Here is a 19,357-nt window from a genome sequence, read left to right as displayed (position 1 = left end):
ATCGAGATAAAGAGACCTGTTCTCTATCATTATACTTCTTCACAATGATGCTCACTCAAGGTATAATGATACTCAAAATAGTAGCGTAAACTTAAAGTGGATGATCGCCACATAAGGAAAGTTCGTTACAACGGTAATAGAACTAAGCACTTCAGTCCCAATCGAATTACAGACATATGAGGAGCATATAGATTGGTTCAGAAGAAAATGAACGATTCACGCTCGCGTGTGGTTATATGCGGTCGATTGAGGATGCGGGTTGCAGTGCGGTTTATTTAATCGGCTCTCTTGACGAGTCGATTCTTCAGAAGATGGACGGATTTGTGCTTACTAGCGGCGGATACATTGACCCGATTCATTTCGGAGAAGCCCCCCTTCCTGGTCTCGGGGAAATTAACGGGTCACGAGATATCCGGGAACTCGCCTTCTTAAGGAAACTGACACAGGTGCGTAAACCTGTACTCGGGATCTGCAAGGATATGCAAATGTTGAACGTCGCGTGTGGTGGAACGATTCACCAAGACCTCTATTCGATTGCAGATGGGTCATTCCTCCAACATAACCCGAAGCGTTCACGCGAAGAAGCCCATCATGTTGTTGACGTTGTTTCTGGAAGCTTCTTAGAAAAACGGACAGGATGCACATCACTCCCCGTAAATTCATTTCACCACCAAGCCGTCCATCGTTTAGGTGATGGCACGCGCGTGAGTGCCACATCGTCTGACGGAGTTGTGGAAACAATCGAGCGCAAGGCTTCTCCTTGGTATAGCGTACAATGGCACCCCGAAACGATGGTGAATTGCCTGCATTCCAGTACATTATTTGCTGCATTTATAAAACACACAAAGGAGCTTAATTATGACACTTATTGATCTACATTGTGACCACTTGTATAAATTACAGAAGAATTTTCAGGGTGAACTAGATACATCGATTGAACGCTTACGGGCTGGCGGGATTACTGCTCAGGCCTTTGCGATCTATGTGGAACCTTCGCTTTCTGCGGAAACCGCCTATACAGCAGCCATGCATCAAGTAGAGCTTTTTCACAAGCATGTATTGTCTCATCCAGACGTGCACTGGGTACGCAACTGGCCAGAGCTTGCTGAACGTCCGGACGGCAAAATCTCTGTCTTCTTAACGCTCGAAGGACTCGAGTGTATCGGCAATGAACTGACGAAACTCGATGCTTTTTTGGACGCAGGTGTGTTATCTGTCGGGCTCACTTGGAATCCTGCAAACTTGGTAGCGGACGGCTGTGGGGAACCCCGTGGTGCTGGACTGACGACGTTCGGTAGACAGGTGGTGGCTCGGTTGAATGAGCGAGGGATTCTCGTCGATCTTGCCCATATTGCGGAAGCAGGGTTCTGGGAGACACTCGAGCTTGCCGAGTTTCCGATTGTCAGCCACGCGAATGCGCGTGCGCTCTGTGACCATCCTCGGAACTTATCGGATACTCAATTGCGAGCCATGATTGAAAAAGGCATACCGTTACATATTGTGTTTTATCCGGGGTTCATTTCAGGTAAAGACCATGCTGAAATCGATGAATTGATTGTTCATTTCGAGCACATTGTGGCTCTCGGTGGGGAAGACATTATTGGATTCGGTTCAGATTTCGACGGGATTAATATCAAAGTGGATGGACTGGAACACGCTGGACAGTTCCCTCACCTATTAGAACGTTTGCGCTCGAGTTTTAGTGACGACCAAGTGGAGAAGTGGATGTATAAGAATTTTTATCGATATGTGATGGGGTGAATGGGGCTTAGTCAGGGCTGGAGTGTGGATGAGCGGGAGTTCACCTTACAGCACGTGCATTTCTCGTGACAAAACAGTGATTTGTCGTGACGAAATAGAACTTTCATCTAGCAGAAAATCGATTTGTCGATCTTTACAAGCTTGTTCCCGGCCGGCTCACCACACGCTAACCTGCCCGCATGCACTAAACCCAAAACCCTAGCTGCCCAAGCCCTTGCTAGCAAGATCTACCCCACTTAAAAAAGCCGACGCGTGGATGCTTCCATACGTCGGCTTTCGTCATTTAGTTGGTTGTTAAGTCTTCGCACGCTTGGTAGATCAAGTCGAATAGCTCTGTCAGGTCTTCCTCGTCCACGCAACTAAATGCGACACGAATATCCGTCTGGTTGTTCGAGATGACACCCACGCCGTACTGGTCGAGTAAGTGTAAACGAAGCTCTTCTGCATCGATTTCATGCAACTTCACACACATAAAGTAGCCAGAGTTGAACGGATAGTACGTCCAGTGCTTATCAAACTTCGCGTCTGATAAAATCTCCTTTGTCTTCACGGCTCGGCCTTTCATGACGTCAAACTTCTGTTGCTTCTCGACTTCAAATTCAGGTGACTGAAGCGACTCTAGTATCATCGTCTGCGAAATGTGAGCCCCACTTGAAATGGTCCCACGAATAATACCTTTCGTTTTCTGCTCAAGAGCAGCCAGCGTCTCTTTGCCTGCAGCATACGTTATGAAGCCTACTCGTAAGCCCCAAACATAGTTCTCTTTCGTCGCTCCGTCAATCTTCACCGGAAGAATGCGGTCATGCACTCCTGCTAGGCGCCCAAATAGGGATTCAGTGATTGAATCTTCATAGAATAGACCAAAGTACGCGTCGTCTAACACGACGACTAAGTTTAATCCATTGTCTGCCGCTTCTTTTAACACGTCGACGATTTCATTCGCTTCGTCTTCGTGCGGTGTGTAACCAGTTGGGTTATTCGGGAAGTTTAACAGCACAATCGCTTTTCCGGATTGTTCTGCGAGCGCCTCGCGAAGTCCGTTTGTATCAAAACGCGTGTTTTCCGCGAACAGCGGGAACGTGACGATCTTTCCACCACGACGAACTCCGAATACGGTGTTGTAGTTGCCCCAGTAGTGGTTCGGTACGACGAGCGCGTCTCCTTCGTTCATAAATAAGTCCGCGAGAATCGATAGTCCGTGCGTCAATGCATTGGTGACAATCGGCTTCCCAATGGATTTGCCGACCATTGACGGGTTGTCTTTGTAGAGTTTTTCAAGCCATGCATCACGCAGTGCAGGCTTCCCTTGAGGGGATGCATACGGGTAGACATCTTTTGGTGCATAGTCGATGCGTTTCTGGATATGTGAAAAGTGCATCGGTTCGCCATGTTCAGTCGCAATTCCGATCGTCGCATTGAATTTATGCGCTTTCTCAGACGCTTCAGCTCCTTGGCTCAAGATGCCTTTTGGATAGAATAAGTTTTTCCCAAGCGACGACAACATGTCGTGGACAGCCGGGCTTTCGTTTTGGATCTGGGTGTTCAGTTGCTGTGCTAATGGATTCACGAGTCAGAACCTCCTGCGTTTTTCTCTATTGTACGCTATTTACTTTGAAAATTCTTTCCCTAATTCTAAAAAGATTGGACAATGGTCACTGCCCATCGTGTCCGGGTGCATCCCTGCCTCTTTAATTAATGGAGCCAGTTTTTCGGAAACGATGAAGTAATCAATGCGCCACCCGATATTGCGCTCACGCACCTTCGCCATATAACTCCACCACGTATAATGGCTTTCTGCAGTTGGGTGAAGATAGCGGAAAGAATCCACAAATCCATTGTCGAGCAGACGTGTCATCTTCTCACGTTCTTCAAAGGTGAATCCGGAATTGCCGATGCTCGACTTCGCATTGCGGATATCGATTTCTTGGTGCGCGACATTTAGATTTCCTGCATAGATGACCGGCTTCGTCAAATTGAGCAGCGTCAAATAGCTATACATACGGTCTTCCCATTCGAGTCGGTACGGTAAACGTGACAGGTCTCTCTTTGCGTTCGATATGTAGGTGTTCACGAGATAAAAGTTGTCGTACTAAAGTGTAATGATGCGCCCTTCCGCTTCATCCGGATCGTCTTCTAATCCGTAATGAACCGACAGCGGCTCATGCTTCGTAAAATAGCTGTGCCGGAGTAGCCCTTTTTCTCAGCGTCATTCCAGTACTGATGATATCCCGGAAGATCCAGGTCCAGCTGCCCTTGTTGCATCTTCGTTTCTTGAATACAGAAAAAATCAGCGTCTTGCGCGTGGAAGTACTCCATCCATCCTTTTTTTACACATGCGCGGATGCCGTTTACGTTCCATGAGATGAGTTTCATGCTGCCGCCTCCTTTAGTTCGAGACTAGTTTACCATAAAAAAAAGACTCGCTAGGCAAGTCCGATATTATTTGTTGATACAACTTTCACCTATCATTAATTTCTTTCACAAAGTAAACGAATCTCCCTTAACCACTCATCTATTTGGTGTATCATGTATGTGCCTCACTTGTTTTCTGTCTCTGTAAAATGTAATAATTCATCGCAGCACTGTCTTTGTGACGGATGACATCAACCACCCGATACCCTGATGAAAACGCCTTTACAAAAGCTTTACGCAGTTCATGTCTCCAGAGTTGCGCTATCTTGATGCTTTGCTTTTTGATGAAATGAATGTCTCTTGGAACTGCTACTGCATAATAATCATCCACCAGCTCCTGTAAAGATCCGATCGGTGATAGTAGGTCAGCCACAACTTCACCATCTACCAGGTGGTCAATCACGTCAAGGTCCACTTGCGTCCTTTTCATCAACTCTTTTTCAGCTCCATGGACATCCCATTCAACCAAAAAACGGTCAGCGGGCATTCCCTTATTGATTTCGTCCGTCATTTCACCGTAATACTCCTTGTAATAAGTTCGGACATATCCCCCTAACTTGTGAATATTCAAATATCCATTTCTTGACTCCAAAGGGTCGTATGTCCAAACAATTTTGGTGTAACCATAATCAGCAGCCCAGGATTTTTGCGATATTTTTAGGCTTTCACCAATTCCCATGTTTCTATATTCCGGATGAATGGCCATCATATGTGAAATGAGAAGGTTTTGGCTGTCTTTAAAACCGGCAAATCCATAGCAAAATCCTACTAATTTTTCTTCGTCGAACGCACCGATGACAACTCCGCCATTATGAATGGCTGCAATTAAGTGGGGCAGCATCGTTACACTTTCAATACTCCAAATCCATTCCTGAAATTTTACGATTTCTTTTAAACGTTGAATATCGGTTACTTGTCGATAAACAATATGTGGAGACATGATTGTATCTCCTTTCCATAAAAGTTTTGTCTTAAATAAAACCCTTAGCTATACGGGATAGCTAAGGATGAAGAAACTAATTAGTTTTTGGGAATTGACGATAATGATAAGCGACTCTATCTATTTTCCCTTCGGAATTTCGCACAAAACGAATAATTTCTTTTTGGTCATTGACATCAGCCAAAAATAAATCTTTCCCTATACTTTTTACCGGGAAATTAAAGCCTGGCACTGAAAACTCAAGGCTGTCTTGTTTTAAATCCACTGTGAGTTTCATACCCTCGTTGGATACGTATTCCCCCACGAATTCAGCCAATTCTTCTGGTGTATGTGTATAATCATCGAATTCTACAGGAGATGCATCGAACTCCCTTCCCTCATATACATTCAATGCACGAGCCATGATTGATGAAGCTGGAACTGCTGCTAGGTTTGTAAGGATCATGGCGCTGACCCCTCTTTCCGGAATGACACATAGCTGTGAAGCAATCGCTTTTAAATTGCCTCCATGTTCCACTAATGTACCGCCATAGTAATCCGGTGTAATCATTAATCCATACCCGTAATATCGACCTAGGGAGCACTCTATGTGAGGTTTAATCATTTCTTGGACACTTTCTACAGAAAGAATCTGGTTATCTCCGACTTTTCCATTGTTTCTGAAAATCTCGGCATACTTCAACATGTCTTCGACCGTCGATTTCAAATAGCCTGCAGCTCTCATTGAAGGCGAATCCCACCATACGGGAGCTTCATACACTTCCTCGCCATTTTCGCCTTTTTGAATGGCGTAGAGTGATGTGATATTATCGTAGTCTCCGAATTCTTCTATTAGAAACCCTGAATGATTCATGCCTGCCGGTTCCAAAATATGTTCTTTCACAAAATCTTCATAGGATTGCTCACTAACACGAGCTATAATGGCACCTAATAAAGCATAGCTGTCATTCGAATAACTAAATTCGTTACCGGGATCGCCTAGCAATTCAAATTGCTGCTTCCCAATAAACTCCATCAGCTCTTCAAATGTATCGATTGGTCCTTGTTGTTCTTCTTCTTCTTTCAACTTGAGTCCAGGATAATCGTTTACAGAAGGATCGCTATCAAAGCTTCTTTTATTTGCGTACACCAGAGACGGGAGCGGCGGTAAACCAGCTGAATGAGTCATGAAATGATGGATTGTCATTTGATCTGTTTTATCTGTAAGAGTCTTAAATTCAGGCAAATACTTCACAACTGGATCATGTACATTTAGCTTGCCTAGTTCCTGCAGCTGCATGATGGCAACACAGGTAAAAGATTTTGTGACGGATGCAATGCCATAGATAGTTTCCATTGTTACCGGCTTTTCCTTCTCAATATTACGATAACCAAATCCTTTACCGTAAACCAATTCACCATCCTGAGCAATACCAATAGCTACTCCCGGAATGAGGTACTTGTCAATCAACTCCTGTCCGGCATTTTCAAACGGCTTCATGTCCAATGTTTTAATCATCTCAACATCCCCTTATTTTTTATTCAGATAAAAAAAGCTGTAAAGATCGTGAATATCATTCTCTTTGGTTATAAAACGTAGGATATACATCACTTGTCCGCTGGTATTCTTCAAGTCTCTTTTCGACTTCTTGACTATTTTTAATCATCACACCTGACACCATGGCGTTCAGAATAGAAAAAATAGTTGGCATGCCTTTCAAGCTTGAAGGATTAGGTGTTATCACATTAAGTGTAATGTCAGACATGAGGCCTAAAGGTGATAATTCATCATCAGTAATCGTAACGATTTGTGCACCTTGTTCTTTTGTGGCACTGACAAAAGAGATGGTTTGCTGGGAATAGCGTCTGAAAGAGAGTGCGATAACCAACCAGTCTTCATCAATCAATGTAAGCAAATGGTGTGCGTCGTCGATGTCACCCTTAAATAAGTACGTATCACCTTTAACAATATTCAAGCTGTAGGATAGCCAATTGGCAGCCGCATATGAAGTACGAAGACCAACAATTAACACCTTTTTGGAATCAATGATTTTATCAATCGCCTCATTAAAGTGGTCCTTGTCCATAGAATCAAATGTTTTTCTCATGAATTCAATGTCTTGTTCCACTGACGCCTGAATATCAGGCGATTCATTCTTCATTCCATCGGTCAATGCTTTGAATGGATCATTATCAGGCTGGAGCAGCGAATTTCTGATTTCTTCCTGTAATGCTGCATAACCTGAATACCCCAAGGCATGGCAACATCTGATCACAGTAGTTTCACTTGTATTGGTCAGATTCCCGATTTCCTTTGCCGGATATAGAGCAACAGAGTTGGAATTTGCCACTATGAAATTTGCTACACTTTTCAAGCCTTGTGTGAGTTCACTATAATTTTCTTTAATTTGTTGCTTGAGTTTTTTCATTGAAATCTCCTTTTAAGTGCCCTTAAGTGGATTAATTGTAAGCACTATCATATAAGTGACAGGATACAACATGACCAGGTGAGATTTCAATGTCTTTCGGTTTTATTGTTTTGCAAACTTCCATGCATGCATTGCAGCGCGTATGGAATGTACAGCCAGAGGGTGGAGCTGCAGGGTTTGGAACGTCACCTTTCAATGAAATTTTTTCTTTTTTCATTAAAGGATTCGGAACTGGAACTGCGGACATTAGTGCCTGTGTGTATGGATGTGATGGATTGGAAAATAAATCATCTTTTGAAGCATATTCCACCATTCTTCCTAAATACATGACGCCAATTTTGTCACTAATATGTTTCACTACACTCAAATCGTGGGCAATGAAAATATAAGTTAAGCCCATTTGTTCCTGTAGATCTTGAAATAAGTTCAAGATTTGAGCTTGTATGGAAACATCAAGAGCTGAAACAGGCTCGTCTGCAATAATTAGAGTTGGATTTACAGCAATTGCACGTGCAATTCCTATACGCTGTCTTTGTCCTCCACTGAATTCATGAGGATATCGGTTGGCTAACTGTCGATTCAAACCTACCCTTTCCAATAGCTGAAGGACAATTTCTCTTCGTTCTTTTTTATCCTTCCCAATGCTGTGCGTGGATAATGCTTCCTCTAATATAGAGGCAATCGTTATTCTTGGGTTTAATGAAGCATAAGGATCCTGGAAAACAATCTGCATTTCTTTTCTGAGCTTAAGAAGTTCACCTTTGGAAAGTGACGTTACCTCTTTTCCTTTATATTTGACGGAACCGCTAGTAGGATTGATTAAACGAAGAATACTCCTTCCCGTTGTCGACTTACCGCAGCCGCTTTCCCCGACAATTCCCAACGTTTCTCCTTTTGCTAATTTAAATGAGACTCCGTCTACAGCTTTAACGAATCCAGTATTTCTTTTTAAAATGCCCTTTTGGATAGGGAAATGTGTTTTGAGATCACTGACTTCCAGTAATTCTTCTTTCATGATACTTCCCCTTCCTCTTCAAATAACCAGCATCTGACTTTTTGCTTTTCAATATTAAATAATGGTGGATTTTCCGTTGAACATTTTTCTAAAGCAAATTGGCATCTAAAACGAAAAGGGCAGCCTTCAGTAATTTCCCCTAAATTTGGTACATTCCCTACAATCGGATCTAATCTATCCTTATTTTCCTCCAAATTAGGAATAGAGTTTAGTAGACCTAATGTATAAGGATGTTTTGGTTGTGTAAATAATGTAGTGACTTCTGCCTCTTCTACTATCTGCCCGTAATACATAACCATAACCCTGTCTGCAACTTCAGCAACTACTCCTAAGTCATGAGTGATCAACAATATCGTTGTATCAAATTGATCTTTTAAATCATTCATTAAATCCAATATTTGTGCTTGAATGGTTACGTCCAATGCAGTTGTGGGCTCATCTGCAATAAGCAAGCTTGGATTGCATGCCATGGCCATGGCAATCATGACACGTTGCCTCATCCCACCTGATAACTGATGAGGATAATCATTTATAATCTTATCGGGTCTTGGTATTTCCACTTTTTTCAACATTTCAATCGTTTTTACTTTAATCTCTTCTTTAGAAGCTTTTGTATGTAACCTGATTACTTCACCAATCTGCTTTCCGATTTTGTGGACAGGATTTAGCGAAGTCATTGGCTCCTGAAAGATCATGGAAATTTCTTTTCCCCGAATTTGACGCATCTTCTTTGGTGATAGCCCATTAAGTTCTTTATTGTTCAGTCGTATGCTTCCTAAGACATCGCCTGCATGCTTTGGAATAAGTCCCATGATGGAAAGTGATGTAATGCTCTTCCCGCAACCTGATTCCCCAACAAGTGCTACAGTTTCTCTCTTTTTCAGATTGAAGTTTACATGATTTACTGCTCGAACATGACTTTTCTTTTCCGCTGCAAATTGAATCACCAGGTTTTCAACAACTAGTAAATCATCCTCGTCAACAGCTTCTGGGTTTTTTTCTAATAGCTCAAGTAAATTGGTTGTCATAGTCATTACCTCCTTTACTTTAGTCTTGGATCAAGTGCATCACGAAGACCGTCTCCCAATAGATTAAATCCTAAAACGACCAACATGATTGCAATGCCAGGGAATAAAGACATCCACCATGCTTGTAACAAGAACGATTTTCCTACATAAGCCATTGCCCCCCATTCAGGCGTGGGTGGTTGAGCACCTAAGCCTAAAAAGCTGAGTGCAGCAGCTGCCAGTATACTTGTGCCAAATTGTAAAGTAGACAATACTATTACTGGAGATAACACATTAGGAAATATATGTTTGACAATAATTTTAAAATCACTGACACCCAATGCTTGAACAGCCTCGATGTACTCTTTTTCACGAATTGATAATACTGCACCACGTACAACACGGACATAGGATGGTATAACCGAAATAGCAACAGCGATCATGGCATTTGTCAGCCCAACACCAAGAACTGCAATAATTGCGATTGCCAATAACAAAGAAGGAAATGCAAGTAAAATATCCATCATTTGCATAATGTAAATATCAATTCTTCGATAATAGCCGGAAATCACGCCGAGGACCACCCCGGTAATACCTGCAATAGAGACAGCGACAAGTCCCATCATCAATGATATCCGGCCGCCATGCATCATCCGTGATAATATATCTCTTCCAAATTCATCTGTTCCAAGCAAATGGTCAAGGGATGGAGGCAAAAAACGGTTTTCCATCTTCATTTCATCGATAGGAAAAGGAGCCAAAACAGGTGCCAATAGAGCAGCCCCTATAAAGAAAATCAATATAAATGATCCAGCCATTGCACCTTTGTTTTTCATCAGTCTTCCCCATACGATTTGCCAATATGATTTCGTGTTGTTTTTTTGGAGGTGAATAAGTGAAGGATCTATATTTTTTGAAGTAATTATTCCGCTCATTTACACTTCCTCCTTTCTATTCATATTTAATACGTGGATCTATTACACTATAAAAAATGTCTACGATTAGATTTACTACAATAAACATAAAGGCCATAAATAACACCAATCCCTGGACTGTCGGCATATCCCTTGTTGCAATTGCATCGATTGCCAAACTTCCTATTCCGGGCAATGCAAAGACCGTTTCAGTTACAACCGCTCCTGCTAACAAGTTTCCAAATTGAATTCCAATGAGTGTGATAACAGGTATCAAAGCATTTTGTAATGCATGTCCAAAAATTAACTGAAATACATTGACTCCTTTTGCTTCTGCAGTCCGCATATAGTCCTGTTTAATAACTTCCAGCATACTTGATCTGGTCATACGAGCTATATTTCCTGATGTGCCAAGACCAAGAGTGATTGAAGGAAGAATTAAAGAATATATGCCGTCATATCCCGATATAGGAAAAATAGGTATTAAATATGAAAACAAATAGATTAAAAATAGTGCTATCCAAAACCCTGGCGCAGATATTCCCACGAGGGAGATTAACATGGCCAATTGATCAAAAATGGTATTTTGTTTAACAGCAGCTATAATCCCCAACAATATTCCGACTATGGAGCCGATGATCAAGCTAAACACGGCTAACTGAAAGGTTACCGGAATTCGATTTATTATTTCTTCTATTACACTTAAGCCTGTAATATAAGAAGTGCCTAAATCACCCTGTATGACACCTAATAAGAATACAAAGTATTGGATGAGAAGATTTTTGTCCAAGCCTAATTCGCTTTTCAGCTTATTCACCGCTTCTTCGGTCGCAAACTCACCAAGAATATAGGTAACAGGATCACCAGGAATAAGATGTACCATTAAAAATACAATGATGGAAACACCCAATAAAGTTAAGAGCGTAGTAAATAATCGTTTCACAATATATCCTGACACACCAACTAACCTCCTTAAAACCAATAATTAGGGGAGGAAGTTATGCCGTTCCCCTAATATTGAAGCCTATTTCTTAAGCTTTACGTCCGACCATATAATCGTCCCCGTTATTGGATGTATTTTCAATCCTTCCAAGTCACGGTGTGCCAGTACATTTTCCCTAACAAACAATGGTACCCACGGAGCCTCTTCAACAATGATTCTCTGAGCTTCCTCATAAAGTGCCATACGTTCATCTGTATCAACTACAACACGAGCTTTTTCCAATATACTGATTAATTCATCATTTTGATAATGTACGCGAGTTGACAAACCACGACCAAACATGGAATTTAAGATGTCTGCATCATACCAGCCGTAAGTCCAGAGAAGCATTTCATGAACACCTTCAGGGGATTGTGCACGTATTGTTGCATCTTCCTGAACTGAAATCCTGATTTCAATACCCACTTCCTTCAATTGATTTTGAAGTACTTGTGCAATTCGCTGCATAGTCGGTTCTTGTGTTACCCAAAGCTCGATTGATAAAGGTTTCCCATCTTTTACGACAAATCCATCTCCATTTGTTTCTGTATATCCGGATTCTGCCAACAAGCTTTTTGCTTCCTCTAAGTCACGAGCATATTTTGCTGCAGCCTCGTCCTCAACAGTTTGGCTATATCCTGGAATCGTTGGAGGAAGGGGGCCGTATATAGGTTGTGCAGACCCTTCAAGCGCGAAATCTACGATTGTTGAACGGTCGACAGCTAATGCTATAGCTTGTCTAATATTTTTGTCTTGGAAAATTGGTTTTTGATTGTTGAAACCAAGGTATACGTGTCCATTTGCCAATGTCCGCTCTAACGTGACGTTCGGATCTGCTTCCAATTCCTTAATATAATTGGGAGGAACGGACATCATGATTTGTGAATTTCCACGCTTGAATTCAAGAAGTCTTGTATCATCATCTGAAATAAAACGGAAAACGACCTCATCAAAAGTAGCTGCCCCCTTGTTTTCTGAATAGGCAGGGCCTAAATTGAAATTTTCGTAAGGTACATACGTAATGGAGGATCCGCGTTTTATTTCTGAAACTTTTAATATACCAGCTGAACTTGCAACATCTGTTAAGTCTTCGCTATATTCCCCAATTACAGATGGATCAAGAGGTGCTAAATAAGAGACAGTAGCATTGCTAAGAAAAGGCGCAAATGGTTCTGAAAAGTGGAATTCAAATGTCCTATCGTCTATGACTTTAATTTCTTTCAATGGACCGATCATGTAGCTTGTTGGAGATGATTCAATAAAACGCTCAAAGGATATTTTTACAGCGTCTGATGTTACTGGGGTGCCTGTATGGAAAGTGGCGCCTTCCTTAAGCGTGAAAGAAACAACAAGACCATCAGTTGAAACTTCATAAGATTCCGCTAATGCAGGAACAATATTGCCATCAAAATCGAATCGAAGAAGAGGCTCATACAAGTGATTATTCGCATCATCTACCCATGTAGTCCTTTGGACGTCGACCGTATCAGGCTCACGGACAGAGGTAACCACGATTGTGCCCCCTTCAGAAGCTTCTGCCTGGCCGTCGCTTGTTTCAGTTTCTGAAGACTCACTCGGCGAGCAGGCTGATATTACCAGTAATAGTACAAGCAGCATAGACCAAATTTTAAATGGTTTCATTTTCCCCATAATTCTTCCCCCTAATCTATTATTTAATTAATACTTCACTTAGCGGATATACTTCTGTTTTTAAATTTGTATACTTGAAGGATGTAAAGTCTAATGTTGTTAAGCCTGGAGAATCTACAGTGATGATCTTGGAGCTGATAGGTTCGAAACCTGCGCGGAAGTGCTGACTTGACTTTAACGCAACGATTTTATAATCTTGTACGTCAATGCCATGGAGTAAGAAGATCTGTTCATCTAATGTTTGTGCTTTTACTGAGCAGACAATGATATCTACGCCATTGCTCTGCAATCTGACAGAAGGTCCTAAATTAATGACAGAACCTTTCCCCATAGGAGAGGATTGAATAAATACACCATCTGTAATACTTTTTACATAAGCTTTTAATTGTATCGGTTCGCCATGCAAACTATCGGTTTTTCCACCTAATTGGGTCTCAATGGTGGTGCCGATGCCGGACTCGACTGCTTGTTTCACCACTTCTGGGTCAAATATAAAACCGAAGCAGCTTTTTTCAATGCCTTTATTAATCATTGCCTTTAATAAATACGTCCCATCAGCAGGAGTTCCCCCCCCAGGGTTATCCGATGTTTCATTGATGACTACTGGCTTCCCCACATGTGCAAGGGCAAGTTCTATGCCTTCATCCGGAGATGGCTGTTTTTGCAGAAACTTTTCTTTGTTATCCCAAATATATTCACTAATTTTATTCGCAATATCTTCTGCATACTCACTGCTATTGTTGGTTGTGACTAAAACGGATACTCCTACTTGAGAAATGTTCGTGTAGGGGAATCCATGGAAAAAGGTACAATCCACAACTTGGTCGCTCTTTTCCCAATCAAAGCATAGATTATTCACTTCTTTTGCCGGAGGGAGATTCGTTGTGGAAGTGGGAATCATCAATGGAAGATGTCGCAAAAACATGGTCGGTTTTAGATTTCCTTCAATGATTTGCACGGCACAGTCAACTGCTTCCATTCCTATTTCATAGCTATCTGTGTGGGGATACAAATGATTCCCCAAAATGAGCGTTGCATGCTTGACCATCTCGAATGTAACGTTTGCATGTAGATCCAACGTAACGATAATCGGAATATGATTTCCGACAACTTGTCTTACTTTACTAAGAATGGAACCTTCCAGATCTTCTGTAACTTCAGAAACTCCTGCTCCATGAAGCGCAAGAAGAATAGCATCGTATCCATCAGCACTTTTGATGCCTTCGATCAATTCATTCAATAGTGCTTCATAGGCCTCAGAAGTGATGATTCCTGCTGGATAGGCAAAGGTAGCAAAGGTAGGAATCAATCCAATTCCTAATGCTTCTGCCTGACCTATCATGCCGCCTAAATAATTTCTTACATTTCGGTTTTTTGAGAGAAGGTCTTCACCTTTGTTCCAGCCCCATAACTTGAAAGCTTCGACTTCTGTTTTTACATTGGAAAACGTGTTTGTCTCATGTAAGATTTCGCCGATTAATAATTTCAAACTACCTCTTCCTCCCCTAATTGAGATTTTGCCCCGAATGAAACTTCTTTTGTTAAATACTTTCTGATCACTTGTTCATTCAGCTCAAAACCAATGCCGTCGCCTTTAGGGACTTCAATAACCCCTGGTCTAATCGTGGTTACTTCCGGTAAGACAATATCTTCATTCCAGTAACGGTTTGAGGCCGATGTATCACCCGGAATACTGAAATTATGCAAGGATGCAATGGCAATATTATGTGCTCTTCCTACACCTGCTTCTAACATGCCTCCACACCACACGGGAATATTTTTTGATGCACAGTAGTCATGAATTTGTTTTGCTGCTGTTAGCCCCCCTACTCTTCCAACCTTTATATTAATAATTTTGCAGCTGCCCAATTCTATGGCTTTTCTGGCATCTTCTAGTGAGTGGATACTTTCATCCAAACAGATAGAGGTTGAAATTTGAGCCTGTAATTTCGCATGGTCGATAATATCGTCATGGGCTAGCGGTTGTTCGATCATAATCAATTTGTATCGATCCAACTCTTTCAGTAGATCAATATCCTGTAATGTGTATGCTGAGTTTGCATCTGCCATAAGGGGAACATCGTAGCCGTACTTTTCCCGGATGGCTTTGATTGGCTCTACATCCCAGCCCGGTTTGATTTTGACTTTGATTTTTTTATAGCCTTCATTTAAAAATTGACCTACAACTGTAAGAAGTTGTTCTATGCTGCTTTCAATCCCGATACTGACACCGACATCAATTTCTTTAAAAGATCCCCCAAGTGCGGTGGACAAGGATTGATTGTTTGTTCGGCTGTATAAGTCCCAAACAGCACTTTCCAGCACAGCCTTTGCCATATTATTTCTGCGTATATGTGAAAATAATGATGAAACATCATCTGGGTGTGAAATTTCGTTTTCTAATAATATAGGAATCAAAAATTCCTCCATAATGTTCCAAATAGTGCCATTCGTTTCTTCGTTATAGAAAGGAAATGCCAATGCCACACTTTCTGCAATGCCAACCTTGCCTTCACTATGTAGCCGGACAATCGTTATTACTTTCTTTTCCTGCGTCCCAAAACTTGTAACAAATGGTGATTTTAAAGGCATTAATATTTCTTGCAATTCAACTCTTTCTATTTTCAAAACTCCTCCTCCTTGAACAATAAAAAATTTATGAAGTTTAAACTTCAATTATTTTTTGTGATAAAGTTTAAACTTTCATACATTATATGACTATTATCTTTGAATTACAACTTAATTTTTATATTTTTTTGAATATTTTCAAATTTAAATATTTATAAAAAGAATGAACCTTTTCTTTTCTTTGATTAGAATCGAAAAAGGCTGCTAACTCCTAAATGTTCAGAGAGATACAGCCGCAAATATTTAAATATTATTAAGGAGTTCTTTTTGAATTCGTTATAGCCGTTACCATCCGATCTATTACTGGAACGGTACTTGATTTGTAGTCATATTCACCAATGCAGGACGTTCATAGTCAGTATTGTATGGACTGTCAGTATCAATGTTCTTTCAACAGATTGAGCCATTAATCTCCCCTCCCATATAATGGGCCCTAACAAAAGAAAAAACCGTTCACCACATACTATGATGAACGATTGTTAAATTAAATGGATTTACACTGCTGTAAAGTGATCATAAGCAATTTTAGCTATTTGAGCGATGGTTTTTTCTCCCTCTTCCATGGTCACGTTATTTTTGGAAAAAACAGAGATGGTGTAAGCACCTTTTCCATCCGGCAGGTAAACAATCCCGACATCGTTAACTACATCACGAATAGTTCCCGTTTTGCTTGCAACTTTAGTCCCGTAAGGCAAATGATGTGGAATTCTATTTCTATACTGCTGCTTGTATAGAATTTCTAATATTCCAATACTGGAGGCTTCTGAAAGTAATTCTTTCTTTGCGATCATCTCTAACAGCCGGTTCATTTCAACTGGACTTGATTCATTACTTCTCTTGTTTGGATGAAAGACAAAACTGTCCGTATCAAATGATTCTGGTGTGAAGTCAGTTGTCCGAAGTGTATGGGCTGCTTCAGCTGAATATGTTTTTGCATCCATGCCTAAGCTCGTTGTGATTAAATCCCAACAACTTTGATTGATATAAAGTTCATTCAGCCCGAGTTCTTTCATATAGGTTGAAACACTTTCAATACTGACAAGCTTCAGGATGGCATCAGTAGCAACATTATCACTCAGAATAATCATAAGCGTTGCCAAATCTTTAATTGTTACCTTTATTCCGTGATCAATCTCTTGGAGAATTCCAGATCCTGGTACATAGCTTTCTTCGCTAATTTCAATCCTGTCACTAAGTGAAAGCTTACCTTCTTCCACATCTCGGAACAGTGTCACTAATATCGGGATTTTAAATGTACTGGCCAATTGAAATTGACTACCCCCGTTAATAAAGGCACTTTCACCAGTTTCCAGATTCTTTATGGCAACACCAAATGTTCCTGGAAGATTTTCTAAAGTGGCATCTAATTTTTGCTGTAGATTCAACACGTCATTTCCCCCTTCTTACTCCGGCAGATGGGTATTAATCCAATCGACCATCGCTTCGACCCTTGCTATCCGATTTTCCGGTTCTGCATTTTGTAACATGCCATGGCTGGCGTTCGGGATACGCAAAAACTCTACTTCTTTTCCTTGTCGCTTTATATAAGAGTAAAACTGTTCCGCTTGTTCAATCGGACAACGCAGATCATCTTCTGCATGGACAATGAGAAGTGGGGTTTGAACATTTTCAACGTAGGCAAGCGGTGAAAATTTCCAAAGTGATTCCGGATCTGTTTTTCCAAGAAACTCCTGGGATATAAAACCAGGGGCAATGTCGCTTGTTCCGAAAAATGATACCCAATTCGAAATGCAGCCTTCCGTAATAGCAGCAAAAAAGCGGTCTGTATGAGTTACCAGCCAATTTGTCATGAAACCGCCGTAGCTAAGTCCATTGACCGCGACTCGTTCACCGTCTAGAAAATCATATCTTGTAACGGCTTCTTTCACACCATTGAGAATATCCTGCATATCCTTCCCGCCGTAATCGCCTTGTACCGCCTCAGTAAATTCTCTTCCAAATCCGGAACTGCCCCGAGGATTTGTAAATACAACACCGTAGCCTTGGGCACTGATTAACTGCAATTGGTGGAAATAAGTATAGCCATACATGGAATGTGGGCCACCATGAATCTCGAGGAGGACAGGATATTTCTTACCTGGTACCACATTAGCTGGCTTCAGCAAAAATCCTTGAATTTGCCAGCCATCTACCGATTCATATGAAAATGTTTCTGGTTCAACCACATTCAGCTCTGACAAAAGTTCATCGTTACAATCGTCTATACGTACTTCATTTTTAGGAAATATTGGATTATATACTTCAATGATATCCGTTACATTACGAATGGTGCGAACAACAGATTCTTCTTCCGATATTCGATTGGCAGTTATTTTTCCTGGATGCGAAGGAGAAGAATATGCGGCAACAACCGTCTCATCACCATCATAGGCAAAGTGGAATATAGCACGTTGTCCACCTACAACTGTTGTTTGACTACCATTTTCTGAAACTGAAAAACGCACAACTTCATTCGTTCCCTGGTGTGTAGTAAGAGCATAAATAAAACGGTTATCTTTCGACCATTGCGGTTTTACGTAAGATTTGATATATCGCATGTCGGTATAGTTCAAGTCAGCTAATGTATCCGGATAATCATCACTCAAACTTATCGATTCTCCACCATCGGCAGGAATGATGAGCAATTGTCGATGTACCACATCTCCACCTATGAAACTGATCCACTTTCCATCCGGTGAATAAGAAGGACTGGCAACTTTTGATGCATCATACAGTTTTTCTGCTTCTCCTCCCTTTACAGAAATCCTATTTAGTTCGCCTTTATACAATATATTGTCATTGTCGCTGCTGATAGATGAAAAAAGTAAATATTTCCCATCAGGGGAGATAGCAGGTTCTGTAACATCGTGAGCTGCATTAGTCACTTGGCTGAATGATCCAGAATGCGCATCAATGGAGACCAGTTGTAGCTTTAAGTTTTTTTGCAGACCCGTTCCATCAAGTTTGTAGTACAATCCACTGTAACGTTTAGGAGCGTTTTTCCAAGCAATATGGTCATTTGGACCCCATTGTTTTGCTTCGTCATCGGAATCTCGTTCTTGAAACACTTCTATTTCTTCGTTCAGCTTAACCGGAACCAACCCATAAATGGTTTCCCCATCTGGAGAATATAGGATGGAACTGATACCGCGTTTAAACTGTGAAATCCTTTTTTTCTCACCGAATTCCAATGATAGTACCCAAACCTGTGTCCCAAATTCTTCATTTGAAAGATAGGCTATTTTTTTCCCGTCAGGCGACCAGATAACAGATGTGTTTAGGTTTCCTTCTGAGGTCAAAACCTTGCGAGACTGTCCACCAATGTCCGAAAGCCAAAGATGTGTTTCATAGCCGTTTGTGGATTTTTTCGCGATCGTTTTTTCATATACTACTTGCTTGCCATCCGGCGAAATGACCGGAGTGCTTGGCCATTGAAATTTATAAAGATCTTCAGATGTTACCGTTCTTAATGTAGACGTCAATGTACTCATCATAAAAGCTCCTTCACCTATGGTTTTTTAAACCTTATATTATAAATTTCGCTTACCTTAAAATTTCTACTTTTTCCTGCCCACTAACCTCAGACTCAGTATTCAAGTAGCCTTGGATTGCCGCATTAAACTTTACCGGTATTAATCAT

General features: G+C 41.1%; 15 protein-coding genes and 1 pseudogene. 2 read left to right on the top strand and 14 right to left on the bottom strand.

From position 1 onward, the window contains the following. The first annotated feature begins 191 nt into the window (after positions 1-191). A complete protein-coding gene (locus tag ACF3OH_RS03700; protein ID WP_392456684.1) occupies positions 192-872 on the top strand; it encodes a gamma-glutamyl-gamma-aminobutyrate hydrolase family protein in 681 nt (226 codons plus the stop codon). Continuing rightward, entirely contained in the window at positions 859-1,761 is a 903-nt protein-coding gene (locus tag ACF3OH_RS03695; protein WP_392455861.1) for a dipeptidase, read from the top strand. The genes ACF3OH_RS03700 and ACF3OH_RS03695 overlap by 14 nt, the downstream gene beginning before the upstream one ends. Before the next feature lie 283 nt (positions 1,762-2,044). Here ACF3OH_RS03695 and ACF3OH_RS03690 read toward each other — a convergent pair whose 3' ends face one another. The 14 genes and pseudogenes from ACF3OH_RS03690 to ACF3OH_RS03625 all read right to left on the bottom strand — a co-directional run bounded on the left by ACF3OH_RS03690 (position 2,045) and on the right by ACF3OH_RS03625 (position 19,208). Continuing rightward, on the bottom strand, positions 2,045-3,328 hold the full coding sequence (locus ACF3OH_RS03690; RefSeq protein WP_392455859.1) for an aminotransferase class I/II-fold pyridoxal phosphate-dependent enzyme: 1,284 nt from the start codon (positions 3,326-3,328) through the stop codon (positions 2,045-2,047). 39 nt (positions 3,329-3,367) lie between these two features. Then, positions 3,368-4,134: pseudogene (locus tag ACF3OH_RS03685) on the bottom strand (exodeoxyribonuclease III). A gap of 151 nt (positions 4,135-4,285) precedes the next feature. Further along, the gene (locus ACF3OH_RS03680) at positions 4,286-5,113 is read right to left on the bottom strand and encodes a GNAT family N-acetyltransferase (RefSeq protein WP_392455857.1); all 828 of its coding nucleotides are present in this window, start codon (positions 5,111-5,113) and stop codon (positions 4,286-4,288) included. Between the two features lie 76 nt (positions 5,114-5,189). Continuing rightward, positions 5,190-6,611 (bottom strand): serine hydrolase domain-containing protein, encoded by a 1,422-nt coding sequence (locus tag ACF3OH_RS03675; RefSeq protein ID WP_392455856.1) that lies wholly within the window; start codon positions 6,609-6,611, stop codon positions 5,190-5,192. 55 nt (positions 6,612-6,666) lie between these two features. Continuing rightward, positions 6,667-7,521 (bottom strand): MurR/RpiR family transcriptional regulator, encoded by an 855-nt coding sequence (locus tag ACF3OH_RS03670; RefSeq protein WP_204590683.1) that lies wholly within the window; start codon positions 7,519-7,521, stop codon positions 6,667-6,669. Between the two features lie 31 nt (positions 7,522-7,552). Beyond that, on the bottom strand, positions 7,553-8,536 hold the full coding sequence (locus ACF3OH_RS03665) for an ABC transporter ATP-binding protein (RefSeq protein WP_204590685.1): 984 nt from the start codon (positions 8,534-8,536) through the stop codon (positions 7,553-7,555). Then, positions 8,533-9,564 carry an ABC transporter ATP-binding protein gene (locus tag ACF3OH_RS03660; protein ID WP_204590687.1) on the bottom strand — a complete coding sequence of 344 codons (1,032 nt, stop codon included), beginning with the start codon at positions 9,562-9,564 and terminating at the stop codon, positions 8,533-8,535. The genes ACF3OH_RS03665 and ACF3OH_RS03660 overlap by 4 nt, the downstream gene beginning before the upstream one ends. A gap of 14 nt (positions 9,565-9,578) precedes the next feature. Next, the gene (locus tag ACF3OH_RS03655) at positions 9,579-10,478 is read right to left on the bottom strand and encodes an ABC transporter permease (protein WP_392455854.1); all 900 of its coding nucleotides are present in this window, start codon (positions 10,476-10,478) and stop codon (positions 9,579-9,581) included. Between the two features lie 16 nt (positions 10,479-10,494). Next, positions 10,495-11,415, bottom strand: coding sequence for an ABC transporter permease (locus ACF3OH_RS03650; protein WP_204590691.1), 921 nt, complete (start codon positions 11,413-11,415; stop codon positions 10,495-10,497). Between the two features lie 66 nt (positions 11,416-11,481). Further along, the gene (locus ACF3OH_RS03645; RefSeq protein ID WP_392455851.1) at positions 11,482-13,089 is read right to left on the bottom strand and encodes an ABC transporter substrate-binding protein; all 1,608 of its coding nucleotides are present in this window, start codon (positions 13,087-13,089) and stop codon (positions 11,482-11,484) included. Between the two features lie 19 nt (positions 13,090-13,108). Continuing rightward, on the bottom strand, positions 13,109-14,578 hold the full coding sequence (locus ACF3OH_RS03640; RefSeq protein ID WP_204590693.1) for a M81 family metallopeptidase: 1,470 nt from the start codon (positions 14,576-14,578) through the stop codon (positions 13,109-13,111). Further along, positions 14,575-15,717 (bottom strand): o-succinylbenzoate synthase, encoded by a 1,143-nt coding sequence (gene menC, locus ACF3OH_RS03635; protein ID WP_392455849.1) that lies wholly within the window; start codon positions 15,715-15,717, stop codon positions 14,575-14,577. Before menC ends, ACF3OH_RS03640 begins: the two co-directional genes overlap by 4 nt. A gap of 494 nt (positions 15,718-16,211) precedes the next feature. Beyond that, complete coding sequence (locus ACF3OH_RS03630) at positions 16,212-17,105, bottom strand: serine hydrolase (protein ID WP_204590697.1); 894 nt, start codon at positions 17,103-17,105, stop codon at positions 16,212-16,214. Between the two features lie 15 nt (positions 17,106-17,120). Continuing rightward, entirely contained in the window at positions 17,121-19,208 is a 2,088-nt protein-coding gene (locus ACF3OH_RS03625; protein ID WP_392455847.1) for a S9 family peptidase, read from the bottom strand. Positions 19,209-19,357: the final 149 nt, after the last annotated feature.

The sequence above is a fragment of the Chryseomicrobium aureum genome, from assembly GCF_043182735.1.
Lineage (GTDB): Bacteria > Bacillota > Bacilli > Bacillales_A > Planococcaceae > Chryseomicrobium > Chryseomicrobium aureum.
Note: the sequence above shows the minus strand (reverse complement) of the source record. Positions and strands in the feature narration are given on the sequence as shown.

Bases quoted from the DNA above. Each gene is read 5' to 3' on its own strand.
- ACF3OH_RS03695 (WP_392455861.1), top strand. From the start codon at position 859: ATGACACTTATTGATCTACATTGTGACCACTTGTATAAATTACAGAAG.
- ACF3OH_RS03680 (WP_392455857.1), bottom strand. From the start codon at position 5,113: ATGTCTCCACATATTGTTTATCGACAAGTAACCGATATTCAACGTTTA.
- ACF3OH_RS03675 (WP_392455856.1), bottom strand. From the start codon at position 6,611: ATGATTAAAACATTGGACATGAAGCCGTTTGAAAATGCCGGACAGGAG.
- ACF3OH_RS03670 (WP_204590683.1), bottom strand. From the start codon at position 7,521: ATGAAAAAACTCAAGCAACAAATTAAAGAAAATTATAGTGAACTCACA.
- ACF3OH_RS03665 (WP_204590685.1), bottom strand. From the start codon at position 8,536: ATGAAAGAAGAATTACTGGAAGTCAGTGATCTCAAAACACATTTCCCT.
- ACF3OH_RS03660 (WP_204590687.1), bottom strand. From the start codon at position 9,564: ATGACAACCAATTTACTTGAGCTATTAGAAAAAAACCCAGAAGCTGTT.
- ACF3OH_RS03655 (WP_392455854.1), bottom strand. From the start codon at position 10,478: ATGAGCGGAATAATTACTTCAAAAAATATAGATCCTTCACTTATTCAC.
- ACF3OH_RS03645 (WP_392455851.1), bottom strand. From the start codon at position 13,089: ATGGGGAAAATGAAACCATTTAAAATTTGGTCTATGCTGCTTGTACTA.
- ACF3OH_RS03625 (WP_392455847.1), bottom strand. From the start codon at position 19,208: ATGAGTACATTGACGTCTACATTAAGAACGGTAACATCTGAAGATCTT.